Here is a 12573-nt window from a genome sequence, read left to right on the forward strand (position 1 = left end):
CGCCAATGACGACCACCATGAAAAGAAGAACCTTTCTCGCGGGCGCAGGGCTCGCCGCGGCCGCCGGGACGGTCGCCGCGCCCGCCATCGCGCAGTCCGCGCCGGAGGTCCGCTGGCGTCTGACCTCGAGCTTCCCCAAGTCCCTCGACACGATCTTCGGAACCGCCCAGATCTTCGCCAAGTACATGGCGGACGCGACCGACGGCAAGTTCCAGATCCAGGTGTTCGGTCCCGGCGAGATCGTCGGCGGCCTGCAGGCGATGGATGCGGTCGAGAACGGCTCCGTCGAGTGCGCCCACACCCCGACCTATTACTACATCGGCCGGGAGCCGGCGCTGGGCGTCGCCACCGGCCTGCCGTTCAGCCTCAATGCGCGACAGGCCCATTCCTGGTGGCATTTCGCCGGGGGCAAGGAAATCATCAACGAGATCCTGGCGAAGTACAACTGCACCTCCCTGGTCTGCGGCAATTCCGGCGCGCAGATGGGCGGCTTCTTCCGCAAGGAGATCAACACCGTCGACGACCTGAAGGGCCTCAAGTTCCGCATCGGCGGCCTCGGCGGCCAGGTGCTGGCGAAGCTCGGCGTGGTACCGCAGCAGGTCGCTCCCGGCGACGTCTATCCGGCTCTGGAGCGCGGCACGCTCGATGCGGCGGAGTTCGTCGGTCCCTACGACGACGAGAAGCTCGGCTTCCTGAAGGTCGCCAAGTACTATTACGCGCCCGGCTGGTGGGAAGGCGGCGCCATGCTGCACCTCGTCATCAACCAGCAGAAGTGGAACGAGCTGCCCAAGCATTACCAGGCCATCATGTCCAACGCCGCCGAGGCGGCGAACAACTGGATGCTGGCGAAGTACGACGCGGTGAACGGGCAGGCCCTCCGGCGCATGGTGGCCAACGGCGCGGAGCTGCGCACCTTCTCGCAGCCGATCATGGAAGCCTCCCTCAAGGCGGCGAACGAGCTTTATGCGGAGCTTTCCGCCAAGAACGCCGACTTCAAGAGGGCCTACGATTCGATGGTCGCCTACCGGAACGACGTGCTGCCCTGGTGGCAGCTCAACGAATACGCCTTCGACACCTTCATGATCCGCACCCGCGGGCGCGCGTAAGCCTTGCGGAAGGATCCGGATGCCGGCCGCCATGGAAAATGGCGGCCGCGCCGGTCCGGTGCGATTCTAGCGGCCGGGCCTGCCGCCGTGCTCGCGGCGGCGACGCTCGGGAGCGATGGGGGCGAGCTTTCCCGGCGCCTCGACCTCCTGTCGCAGTTCCGCGCCCAGCTCGCCGTCTCCGGCCTCGTCCCGGGTGACGGTGCCTGATCGAGGGCGGGCTGGATGCCGCCTTGAAATCCCATCGTCGGCCCTCGGACTTGCCGGGGGCGCTAGCCCGCTCAGATCCTGCACGCGGTCGGTGGCGTCGAGCGTTTTCGTGGACGGCCGCTTTGGGGTCAGGATCCAGGGCGCCCGGGACGGACCGACCGCCCGAGTTGACAGGATTGCCAATTTGGTTGTCGCTTGTTGCAGAGTTTCCCGGTGAGCCCATGTCATCTTTGACGTTTTGCGACTGGGATGGCCGCCCCGCGGTGCTTATGTCCGAGCCCTTGGCCGCAGCGTTCGCCGTGCTGGTGCCGGAAGCTCCCTGGGAAACGGTAGATTTCCTTGACGTCTTCCATGCCGCCGGCGTGCTGTCGGAAGAGACCTGGCGCTCCAAGTTCGAGGGCGAGTTCGGCCCGCTCGACCTCTCGACCCTGCCGAGCGCCGCCGCCCAAGAGTCCCCCGTTTCGCCCAATCCGACCGGATAGGTTTCACGCTGCCAAGCTCGAGGCACGTCCGCGCCCGATCGAGCGCGGGAAGCCGGGTCCCGTGTTCGTGAAGGCGCCGCCTTTCGGTTGCGCGCGCAACGTTGATGGGATATTGGTTGCACAGGCAACGGTTCGACGAATGACGGCATCCCGATCCACCGCGCGCAAGGACGCCTTCGAGCCCAAGCTGGTGCTCGAGGAGTTCCTACCCTACCGGCTCAAGGTCCTGGCGAGCCTGACCTCGAACGCGCTCGCCCAGATCTACGCGGAGCGCTTCGGCCTCTCGATTCCCGCCTGGCGCGTCATCGTCACCCTCGGGCAGTACGAGGTGCGCACGGCCCGCGATATCGCGGCGCACGGGGTCATGCACAAATCGACGATTTCCCGCGCCGTCTCCTCCCTGGAGCAGCGCGGTCTCATCCAGCGCCGTCCGAACGAGGACGACCGGCGGGAGGAGTGGCTCGCGCTGACCGCCGAAGGGCGGCGCATCTACGAATCCCTCGCTCCGCAGGCCCTCGGCTTCGAAAGCCAGCTCCTGTCCGTCCTGACGCGGGAGGAGCAGGCGCTGCTCGTCACACTCATCGACCGGCTGACCGTGCGCGCCCGCGCGATGGCTCCGGAGGGAGATATCGAACCGTGAAGCTCTACACCTATTTCCGCTCCTCGGCCGCGTTCCGGGTCCGGATCGCCTTGAACCTGAAAGGGGTCCGCTACGAGGCGGTGCCTGTGAACCTGCTGAAGGGGGAGCAGAAGGCGGAGGGATACCGGCTGGTGAACCCGCAGGGGCGCGTGCCCTCCCTCGATCTCGGCACGACGGTGCTGACCCAGTCGCCTGCGCTCCTGGAATATCTCGACGAGGTCTATCCCGAGCCGCCGCTCCTGCCGGTCGGCGCGGTGCAGCGGGCGAAGGTCCGCGCGGTAGCCAGCATCGTCGCGTGCGACATCCATCCGCTGAACAATTCCGGCACCCTGGCCTATCTCAAGAACAGGCTCGGCCACGACCAGGCCGCCATGGACGCGTGGTATGCCCACTGGGTGCGGGAGGGCTTCGATGCCATCGAGAAGATGATCGAGCCGGGACCCTATGCCTTCGGCAACCGCGTCACCCTGGCCGATCTCTACCTCGTGCCCCAGGTGTTCAATGCGCGGCGCTTCAACGTTCCCCTCGACGACTACCCGAAGATCCGGGCGGTCGACGCGGCCTGCGCCGATCTTCCCGCCTTCCGGGATGCCGCGCCGGCGAACCAGCCGGACGCGGCCTGAGACCCGCGTCCCGCCCTGGAGCGGGCGGAACGCCTCGCAACGGCCGGCCCGCGACGATGCGGCCGGAGGATGAACAGGAGGAAACCATGGGACCGTTCCCGCACGACGCGCCGCCCCCCGCCATCTCCGACGAGAACCCGATGGGCACCGACGGCTTCGAGTTCGTCGAGTTCAGCCATCCGAACCCGGAGGAACTCGATCGGCTCTTCAGGACCATGGGCTTCTCGCCGGTTGCCAGGCACCGGTCCAAGAAGGTGACGCTCTACCGCCAGGGCGACATCAACTTCATCGTCAACGCGCAGCCGGGCTCCTTCGCCGAGCGCTTCGCCCGCCAGCACGGACCCTGCGCCCCGGCCATGGCCTTCCGGGTGGTCGATGCGAAATACGCCTATGAGCGGGCGCTCTCCCTGGGGGCGAAGCCCGCGGAGACGCAGGCCGGGCCGAACGAGCTCGAGATTCCCGCCATCGAGGGCATCGGCGGGCTGCAGATCTACCTGGTCGACCGTTACGGCGCCAAGGGCTCCATCTACGACGTGGACTTCGAGTGGTTCGGCGAGAGGGATCCCAAGCCCAAAGGCGTGGGACTCTATTACATCGACCACCTGACCCACAACGTCTATCGCGGCCGCCTCAACGAGTGGGCCGCATTCTACGAGAAGCTCTTCAACTTCCGGCAGATCCGCTACTTCGACATCGAGGGCAAGCTGACGGGCCTCCATTCCCGCGCCATGACGAGCCCCGACGGCAAGATCCGCATCCCGATCAACGAGGATGCGGGCGAGAGCGGCCAGATCGAGGAGTACCTGCAGGAATACAAGGGCGAGGGCATCCAGCACGTGGCGCTGGGCTCCCACGACCTCTACGAATCCATCGAGAGCCTGCTCGCGGCCGGGGTCGAGTTCATGCCGGCGCCGAACGACATCTACTATTCCCGCGTCGACAAGCGGCTGCCCAACCACGGCGAGCCGCTCGACCGCCTCAAGAAGAACGGCATCCTCATCGACGGGGAGGGGGTCGTCGAGGGCGGCTTCACCAAGGTCCTGCTCCAGCGCTTCGGCAAGACCGCCATCGGCCCGATCTTCTTCGAGTTCATCCAGCGCAAGGGCGACGAGGGATTCGGCGAAGGCAACTTCAAGGCGCTGTTCGAATCCATCGAGGAGGATCAGATCCGCCGCGGCGTCCTCAAGCCGAAGGTCGCCTGACTCCGCGGCGCGAGTCGCCCTGACGAATCGAAGGCCGGGCCCGTCCCGGCCTTCTCCGTTTCCGGCAAGGCCTCCACATTCCTGCCCGACTTGCCCCGCGATCCTGCCCTTCCGGAACCACCTGAGCCAGGGGCGATTCCGCCGCGGCGCGCATCGGGCCTTGCTGAAAAAGGCCATATTTATTAATGCTTTGTTAGCAAATCGGCCCGGGCCTTACCGAAAGGTAAAGATCCCTCGCCGCGAACGTTGCCTTTGTGCAACATGCCTACGAAAACCCCCTCTCGCGGCCCCTTTTGCGCCTTCATTCGGTTGCCTCCCGAACCGCTCTCGCTAATGTGACCACAGCGACGGGGGCACCCCAGTCGTGATTTGTCGGTTCCAACCACGATGGTGGGGTCGTCAGGTCTCTAGGGGAAAAGGGACGTGTCCAGGCTTCTTCGAGGCCGCCCGGCACAAAGCCCAGCCCCCCAGGGTCTCGAAACTTTGGAGGTCAACCAATGAAGCTCGTTAAGAGCCTTATGCTCGGATCGGTCGCGGGTCTCGCCGCCGTTGCGGGCGCTCAAGCTGCCGATCTTCCCGCGAAGAAGGCCGCTCCTGTTGAATACGTTCGCGTCTGCTCCACCTACGGCGCAGGCTTCTTCTACATCCCGGGCACGGAGACCTGCCTGCGCGTCGGTGGCCGCGTCCGTGCGGACTACCTGTACGACACGCCGCTGCTCCGTGGCGATGACGCCGTCGGCTTCCGTGCCCGCGGCCGCATCCAGCTCGACGCCCGCACGGCGACCGCTTACGGCCTGCTCCGTACGTTCGTGCGCTTCGAGATCACCCGTTCGTCCGGCACGCCGTTCGGCAACAACGGCTCGATCGCTCAGGGCGCCAACGTGGCCGAGGCCTTCATCCAGTTCGGCGGCCTCACCGCCGGTCGCGTGACCTCGTTCTTCTCGAACGGCGATCTGCCGACCGGTCACATGGGCACGCTGCGCTTCGACGACGCTCCCGACGTCGACCTGCTCGCCTACACCTTCAGCTTCGGCAACGGCTTCTCGGCCTCTATCTCGATCGAGGACGGCCTCGAGCGTCGCCAGAACGGCTTCATCGCCGGCGGCCCGGCCGCGATTGGCCTGATCAACGCCGGTCAGCGCGCTCCGGACCTCGTCGGTAACCTGAAGTACACCGGCACCTGGGGTACGGCTCAGCTCTCCGGTGCGGTTCACCAGATCCGCAGCAACAACCTGCTGACCTTCGCCACTCCGTTCGGCCCGGTCACCGACTATCCGGACACCGAGTACGGCTTCGCCGTCGCCGGTACGGTCGGCGTGAACCTGCCGCAGCTCGCCCCCGGCGATGCGCTCTGGTTCGCTGCGACCTACGCCAACGGCGCCATCGGCTACCTGAACGGCGGCACGAACGGCTCCAACGGCACGATCATCGGCCCCGTCACGCAGTTCGGCACGGGCCAGATCCTGATGGCCGACGCCTACGTGAACCCGCTGAACGGCGACCTCGAGAAGAGCAAGGCCTGGGCGATCGCCGGTGGTCTGCGCCACTACTGGACCCCGCAGATCCGTTCGAACTTCTTCGGTTCGTACATGCGGGTGAACTACGGCGGCGGCGCCTCCACGGTTCTCGCCAACGGCGCGACCGTCGGCCTCGTCGACTGGAACGAGCTCCGCGTCGGTGCCAACATCTTCTGGCAGCCGGTGTCGGGCCTCGATCTGGGCCTCGAAGTGATCTACGCCAAGATCGATCCGCGTGGCCGCGTGGCGGTGCCGAACCCGGCGCTCGTCGGCAACCTCAGCGGCACGGTCGGCAGCTCCGACGCGATCGAAGGCCGCTTCCGCGTCCAGCGCGACTTCTAATCGGTTCAACCCGATCGGTCAGGGAAACCCCGGTGGCAACACCGGGGTTTTTCCTTTGGCGGGTGCGGGAGCGATTGCGGCCGAGACCCGGGAAGATCGCGCTCCATCGCCCGGAGCCGTCCCTCCGCCTCTTGCGTGACGGAATGGTCTCCGGCCTTCGCCGAGAGGGATGAACCGGAAGCCGATAGGGCGCTGAGCCGCCGCTCCTGCCGAGGGTGGGGTTCCTGTGAGAGAGAGCCCAGCGGGAGAGAAATTCCGAGAGCGGCTCAGGCCGGAACCGGCCTGCTTCGCTCCGCTTCCTCGACGAGGCTCCTGACGGCCCCGATCAGATCGCCCTCGATCGGAGGGGCGTGGCCCTGGCCGGGCACGGTGACGGCCTTGAGGCGGGGATGGGCCTGCCGCATCTTCTCGAGAGTCTCGGCGCTCAGGAGGTCCGAGTTCGCGCCCCGGATCGCGAGGACCGGAAACGGTTTCAGGCCTTCGAAGAGGGGCCACAGGTCGGGCAGGGGCATCTCGAGGTCGAGGGCCTCGAGGGTCTTCATGAGCAGGGGGTCGTAGCGGAGGACGAGGCGTCCCGCGTCCTCCCGCCAGGTTCCCCGGGCCTGCTTCAGCCATTGCTCGTCGGTGAAGGCGGGGAACTGCGCGTCCGAGATCCGCTTCAGGAGGTCGGCGCCCTCCTGCAGAGTGCCGGGCACGGGGAGCCTGCCCACATAGCCCTTGATCCGCATCAGCCCCTTGCCCTCGATGGTCGGCCCGACGTCGTTGAGGACGGCGGCGGCGATGACCGTCGGGCGAAGGGCCCCGAGCGCCATGGCGATGAGGCCGCCCCGGGACGTCCCCACGAAGACCGCCCGATGGATTCCCGCAGCGGTCAGGACCTGGAGCACGTCGTTGGCCTCCACGCGCACATCGTAATTGCGCCAGTCCTTGTCCCAGTCCGAGCGGCCCCGGCCCCGGTAGTCGAGGCTGAGGACCCGCCGCGGCCGGGCAGCGTCGCCGGCGAGGCTTTCGGCGAGGTCGTGAAAGTCCTCGGAGGTCCTGGCGAGTCCCGGCAGGCAGACCACCGGCAGAGCGTCGGAGGGATCGGGTCCGTAGTCGCAGGCGTAGAGGCGCAGGCCATCCGCGGCCGATACGAAGAGATCCCGGTAAAGACTGCCCATCTGCCGCTCCGAATCCCGCTGAGGCGGTCGCATCCTGCCTCAATTCACCGGGCGCGTCGCCTCCGCCGTGAGGTCGGTTCCGGCCGTGGCGGGCGCGGGCGGGGAAGGGTGCCTGAGCCGCTGCCGGTAGACGTTGAGGTTCTCCAGCACCCGCTGGACGTAGTTGCGCGTCTCGGAGAAGGGGATTCTCTCCACCCAGTCGACGGGATCGACCTCGGGATCGCGGGGATCGCCATAGGCCTTGATCCATTTCTTCACGTTTCCGCCGCCCGCGTTGTAGGAGGCGAAGGCGAGAATGTGGGAGCCCTTCCAGTCGTCCATGAGCTCACCGAGATGGGCCGAGCCGAGCTTGGCGTTGTAGGCCGGATCGGTCACGAGCCGGTTGAGATCGAAGCCGAGACCGACGCGCCGGGCGGTTTCCTTCGCCGTCGCCGGCATCAGCTGCATGAGCCCCCGGGCCCCGGCGCTGGAGACGGCCTGGGGATTGAAGGCGCTCTCCTGCCGGGCGATCGCGTAGACCATCGCCGGCTCCACCTCCTCGCCGACGGGGTCGAAATCGGGAACGGCGGCAAGCGGATAGGCGTGCATGTCGAGCGGAATGCCGCGCTGCGAGGCCAGCTTGCCGACGATGAGCACGGCGCGGGCGTTGTTGCGGGCATTGGCGAGGCTGGCGAGGGCGTCGAGCCGACCCGGATCGTCGAGCGTTTGGGCCAGCTCCGTATAGAGCCGGAGCGTGAGCTCAGGCTCGTCGAGGTCCTGAAGCGCCTTCAGGGCCTGTATCGGGGTGAGGCCTTCGAAGGTCTGGCGTTCCTCCTCCGCGAGGGGGGCGACGGTCCTCAGGGCGATGGTCTGGCCGAGCTTCGAGCGGGCGAGCTGGCCGTAATAGGTCGTCGGCCTGTCCGCGGCGCGCTCGTAGTGGAGCTGTGCCTCCCGGAACGAGCCCGCCGCTTCGGCGGCGCGGGCGCGCCAGTAGGCGATGCGGGAGATCGAGATGGGGGTCGTCGCCACTTTCTCGGCGGCGGCGAAATGCTCGGCGGCGGTGGCCGGCTCCTTGAGGAAGCGCAGGGCGATCCAGCCGGCATGGAAGGCGGCCTCGATCCGCTGCGCGGGGGATTCCGGCGCCGCCTGGCTCGACACCTGGTAGGCGGTCCGCGCGTCCCCCTTGTCCAGGAGCGCGCGGGCGACGAGCCGGCGCTCGTTCCACCACTCGTCCCCGTCGACGAGGAGTTCCGGGTCCCGCGGCGCCTGGGCCATGACGGCGGCCGCCTCGGCGAGCTTGTTGGCGCGGCGCAGGTAGAGCGCCCGGGAGAAGAGGTAGGAGGGGTCCTTGCGCAGGCTCGCCGGCACGGCGGCAAAGGCCTTCTCCGCCTTGCGCTTGCCCTGATAGACGCCCATCCGGGCCTTCACGAGCGTCTCGTAGTCCTTGCCCGCGTAGCCGGCCGCGCGCAGGGCGGCGCCCCAGGTTTCCTTGAAGAGGAGGCGCTCCATCCGGTAGCGATGGTCCACCTGCTGCAGCGCGCCGGGAAAGCGGTCGAGGATCCGGCCCTCCCATTCGGAGCCGAAGGAGTCCTCGCGCCACACCTGGCGGATCAGGGCGTTGGCCTCCGCCTCCTGGCCGTCTCCTTTCAGGGCGAAGGCGAGGGAGATCCGGCCGCCGGCCGTCATGGGCTTCTGCTGGGCGAAAAACGCGCGGACCTGCGCGGCGGGCCTGCGCTCCGCCACCAGGGCCTCCTCCGCCCTGCGGCGGAACTGGGCCGTCTGCGGCCAGTCGGGATAGGTGCGCTGGAAGGACATGATCCGCTCGAATCCCATCGGAATGCCGCTGCGCAGAGCGAACCATTCCGCAAGGGCCACCGAGGAGGGCTCGGTCAGCTTCGTTTCGAGGATCTGGGCCTCCGTCCAGTCCCCGGTGCGGAAGGCCTTGAAGATGAGGGGGAGGTAGTCCCGATCGCGCAGGGGCGCGATAGGCGGGACGTAGGCGTAGCCGTCCACGGAGCCCGTGGTCTCCGGATCGGCGGGAACCCGTGCGTCCGCGGCGGGGCGGGGCGGTCCCTCGGGCGGAGGGGCGGCCAGGGCGGCAGGGCAGGAGAGCAGAACAAGAGCGGCCGACGCCGTCAGGCGTCCCAGGAGACGGGTCTTGAGGCTCATACGATCCCCTTGTCGTCGCACGTGCCGTATTCGGCGACGTTGTTCTTGAGGAAACACCATGTCGCGGGCTAGGACAACTCTCGACAGGGGTGTTTGCGCCGATGCGCCGCAGGCCCTATGTGTAGGTCCGCAAGTCTCACCCCCCGACGAACGCTGCTTTTGCGAGGAAGAACATGAAGCAATTCAAAGGCTCCATCACGGCTCTCGTAACCCCATTCAAGGATGGGGCCGTGGATGAGGCGGCGTTCCGGAAACATATCGACTGGCAGATCGAGAACGGGACGAACGGCCTCGTCCCCGTGGGCACGACGGGCGAGAGCCCGACCCTGAGCCACAAGGAGCACGACCGGGTGGTCCAGATCTGCGTGGAGCAGGCGAAGGGGCGGGTTCCGGTGATCGCGGGAGCCGGGTCCAACAGCACCGAGGAGGCCGTCGGCTTCTCCCGCCATGCCGAAAAGGTCGGCGCGGACGCGCTCCTGATCGTCACGCCCTACTACAACAAGCCGACCCAGGAAGGGCTCTACCGGCACTTCAAGGCGATCAACGACGCGGTCGGCATCCCGATCTTCATCTACAACATCCCCGGCCGTTCGGTGATCGACATGTCCGTGGAGACGATGGCCCGGCTCTACGAGCTGAAGAACATCGTCGGCGTGAAGGACGCCACGGCCAACATGGCCCGCGTCAGCCAGCAGCGGCAGGCCATGGGGCCCGACTTCATCCAGCTCTCCGGCGAGGATGCGACCGCTCTCGGCTTCATGGCCCATGGCGGGCACGGCTGCATCTCCGTCACGTCCAACGTGGCGCCGCGGCTCTGCGCCGAGATGCAGGCCGCCTGCCTGAAGGGCGATTTCGCGACCGCCCTCAAGATCCAGGACCGACTGATGCCCCTGCACGAGGCGCTCTTCGTCGAGACCAACCCCGCGCCGGTGAAGTATGCGGCCTCGCTGCTCGGGCTGATGGAGGAGGATGTCCGCCTGCCCATGCTGCCCGTGTCGGAGCCCACCCGCCAGCGGGTGCGGTCCGCGATGGTCCATGCGGGCCTGATCAACGCGTGAGCCGATGAAGAGCGATCCCAAGAACGCCCACCGCATCGTCGCCGACAACCGGAAGGCGCGGTTCAATTACGAGATCGTGGACACCTACGAGGCCGGCATCGCCCTGACCGGCACGGAGGTGAAGTCCCTGCGCCAGGGCAAGGCGACCATCGGAGAGGCCTATGCCGGCCCCTCCGGCGAGGAGCTCTTCCTCTTCAACGCCTACATCCCCGAATATCTCCAGGCGAACCGCTTCAACCACGAGACCCGCCGGCCGCGGCGGCTGCTCCTGCACAGGCGGCAGATCGACAAGCTGATCGGCGCCACCCAGCGCGAGGGCTTCACCGTCATTCCCCTCAAGATCTACTTCAACGACCGGGGGCGGGCGAAGGTGGAACTCGGCCTCGGACGCGGCAAGAAGCTGCACGACAAGCGCGAGACGGAGAAGGAGCGCTCCTGGAACCGGGAGAAGGCGCGCCTCATGCGGGAGAAGGGCTGACGGCCGGCTTCCCGCAAGGGCGCGGACTTCGTCCGCCTTCAGATTTCCAGGTCGTCGTCCTGGGCCTGGCGGATCCCGTAGCGGCGCTCCAGGCCGCCGTTCTGCGGCGGCTGATGGCGCGAGGGACGCTCGGGGCGGTCGCCGTTCTCGCCGGACGTCCGTGGCGGCCGCTCGGACGGGTCGCGGCCGATCTTCGAGGCGAGCTGGGCGAGGTCGAGGAACTCGTCGGCCTGGCGGCGCAGCTCGTCGGCCACCATGGGCGGCTGGGTCGTCACCGTCGAGACGACCGAAACCCGCACGCCGCGGCGCTGCATCGCCTCCACCAGGGAGCGGAAGTCCCCGTCGCCGGAGAACAGGACCATGTGGTCGATGTACGGGGCGAGCTCGAGGGCGTCGATGGCGAGCTCGATGTCCATGTTGCCCTTGACCTTCCGGCGGCCCGCCGAGTCGACGAACTCCTTCGTGGGCTTCGTCACGACCCGGTAGCCGTTGTAGTCGAGCCAGTCGATCAGCGGACGGATGGAGGAATACTCCTGGTCCTCGACGAGGGCGGTGTAATAGAAGGCCCTGACCAGCGTGCCGCGGCTCTGGAACTCCTTCAGCAAACGCTTGTAATCTATATCGAAACCAAGGGTTTTTGTCGTAGCGTAAAGATTGGCTCCGTCAATGAAGAGCGCGATCCGTTGCTGGCCTGCCATATGGAATCTCTTGCTTGATCTGGCTGGGCCTTCGAAACAACTTGCTTGACAAAGCGACATCAAAATCTCGCGTTTCAAATGCAATCACGCGACTTATTTGCGACGTGCCTGGAAACAGGCTGTTCTAGAAACCCATCAGACGAGTAAAAAGCTTAATCGGCACGAGTAAAGCCATGCGGCTTCTACGTGTCAAGGTAATGCTCTAAAAAAGCCATATTTCTTTCAGCGGAATCAATCCCTTCGCTATGTTGTGATGTTCCGGCTGCCCGGCTTCACCGCCGGCAGGGCCGCAAGCTCCGGCGGCAGCTTGTCGGCCGGATAGGCCGGGATGTCGAGCTTCACGAGGGAGACGAGCGGCACGCCGAGGTCCGCCCTGCCGCCCGAGCGGTCGATGAGGCAGGCGGCGCCGAGGATGCGGCCGGGATGCTCGCGCAGGGCCGCCAGGCATTCCCGCGAGGAGAGGCCCGTGGTCACGATGTCCTCGACCATGACCACCCGCGCGTCCTCGGGAATCGCGAAGCCGCGCCGCAGGGCGAAGACCCCGTTCTCCCGCTCGACGAAGATCGCCTTGCAGCCGAGATGGCGGGCGGTCTCGTAGCCCGGCACGATCCCGCCGATGGCCGGCGACACCACGTAATCCACCTCGCCGTAGGTCTCGCGGATCTTCTGTGCGAGGGCCCGGCAGACGCGCTCCGTGCGCGCCGGGTCCTGGAACACGAACATCTTCTGCAGGAAGACGGGGCTGTGCAGGCCCGACGAAAGAATGAAGTGCCCTTCGAGAAGCGCGCCGGCGGAACGGAATTCGTCGAGTACGTCTTCGGGGGTCATGGCTTCGTCTCCTGCTTTGCCGCTCTTTGGCAGGCGCCACGTCATGGCGCAAGAGGCCGCGGCGCATGCCGCTCGGCTCCGCGG

General features: G+C 67.0%; 13 protein-coding genes. 9 read left to right on the forward strand and 4 right to left on the reverse strand.

Annotation, left to right across the window (positions count from 1 at the left end; genetic code table 11):
- The first annotated feature begins 17 nt into the window (after positions 1–17).
- The 7 genes from GDR74_RS08045 (at position 18) to GDR74_RS08070 (ending at position 6119) form a co-directional block, all read left to right on the forward strand.
- Positions 18–1106: a TRAP transporter substrate-binding protein gene (locus tag GDR74_RS08045; RefSeq protein ID WP_152585822.1), complete on the forward strand. Its 1089-nt coding sequence runs from the start codon at positions 18–20 to the stop codon at positions 1104–1106.
- Between the two features lie 3 nt (positions 1107–1109).
- Positions 1110–1313, forward strand: a complete 204-nt coding sequence (locus GDR74_RS08050; protein WP_152585823.1) for a hypothetical protein — start codon at positions 1110–1112, stop codon at positions 1311–1313.
- 269 nt (positions 1314–1582) lie between these two features.
- On the forward strand, positions 1583–1795 hold the full coding sequence (locus GDR74_RS18160; RefSeq protein ID WP_194164673.1) for a hypothetical protein: 213 nt from the start codon (positions 1583–1585) through the stop codon (positions 1793–1795).
- A gap of 139 nt (positions 1796–1934) precedes the next feature.
- Entirely contained in the window at positions 1935–2435 is a 501-nt protein-coding gene (locus tag GDR74_RS18165) for a MarR family winged helix-turn-helix transcriptional regulator (RefSeq protein ID WP_194164674.1), read from the forward strand.
- Complete coding sequence (gene maiA / locus GDR74_RS08060; RefSeq protein ID WP_152585825.1) at positions 2432–3058, forward strand: maleylacetoacetate isomerase; 627 nt, start codon at positions 2432–2434, stop codon at positions 3056–3058. The genes GDR74_RS18165 and maiA overlap by 4 nt, the downstream gene beginning before the upstream one ends.
- Before the next feature lie 86 nt (positions 3059–3144).
- A complete protein-coding gene (gene hppD, locus GDR74_RS08065; RefSeq protein WP_152585826.1) occupies positions 3145–4260 on the forward strand; it encodes a 4-hydroxyphenylpyruvate dioxygenase in 1116 nt (371 codons plus the stop codon).
- 497 nt (positions 4261–4757) lie between these two features.
- The gene (locus GDR74_RS08070; RefSeq protein WP_152585827.1) at positions 4758–6119 is read left to right on the forward strand and encodes a porin; all 1362 of its coding nucleotides are present in this window, start codon (positions 4758–4760) and stop codon (positions 6117–6119) included.
- 266 nt (positions 6120–6385) lie between these two features.
- Here GDR74_RS08070 and GDR74_RS08075 read toward each other — a convergent pair whose 3' ends face one another.
- Positions 6386–7279 carry an alpha/beta fold hydrolase gene (locus tag GDR74_RS08075; RefSeq protein ID WP_152585828.1) on the reverse strand — a complete coding sequence of 298 codons (894 nt, stop codon included), beginning with the start codon at positions 7277–7279 and terminating at the stop codon, positions 6386–6388.
- 39 nt (positions 7280–7318) lie between these two features.
- Positions 7319–9427 (reverse strand): lytic transglycosylase domain-containing protein, encoded by a 2109-nt coding sequence (locus GDR74_RS08080; protein ID WP_152585829.1) that lies wholly within the window; start codon positions 9425–9427, stop codon positions 7319–7321.
- Positions 9428–9600: 173 nt separating this feature from the next.
- Between GDR74_RS08080 and dapA the strand changes: the two genes are divergently transcribed.
- Entirely contained in the window at positions 9601–10485 is an 885-nt protein-coding gene (gene dapA / locus GDR74_RS08085) for a 4-hydroxy-tetrahydrodipicolinate synthase (RefSeq protein WP_152585830.1), read from the forward strand.
- Between the two features lie 4 nt (positions 10486–10489).
- Entirely contained in the window at positions 10490–10963 is a 474-nt protein-coding gene (smpB, locus tag GDR74_RS08090) for an SsrA-binding protein SmpB (RefSeq protein WP_152585831.1), read from the forward strand.
- Positions 10964–11001: 38 nt separating this feature from the next.
- Here smpB and GDR74_RS08095 read toward each other — a convergent pair whose 3' ends face one another.
- Both GDR74_RS08095 and pyrE read right to left on the reverse strand, forming a co-directional pair.
- Positions 11002–11661, reverse strand: a complete 660-nt coding sequence (locus tag GDR74_RS08095; protein WP_152585832.1) for a LabA-like NYN domain-containing protein — start codon at positions 11659–11661, stop codon at positions 11002–11004.
- Between the two features lie 243 nt (positions 11662–11904).
- Positions 11905–12489, reverse strand: a complete 585-nt coding sequence (gene pyrE, locus GDR74_RS08100) for an orotate phosphoribosyltransferase (RefSeq protein ID WP_152585833.1) — start codon at positions 12487–12489, stop codon at positions 11905–11907.
- Between the last annotated feature and the right edge of the window lie 84 nt (positions 12490–12573).

Origin of the sequence: Microvirga thermotolerans (assembly GCF_009363855.1) — a bacterium.
GTDB classification, from domain to species: Bacteria; Pseudomonadota; Alphaproteobacteria; order Rhizobiales; family Beijerinckiaceae; genus Microvirga; species Microvirga thermotolerans.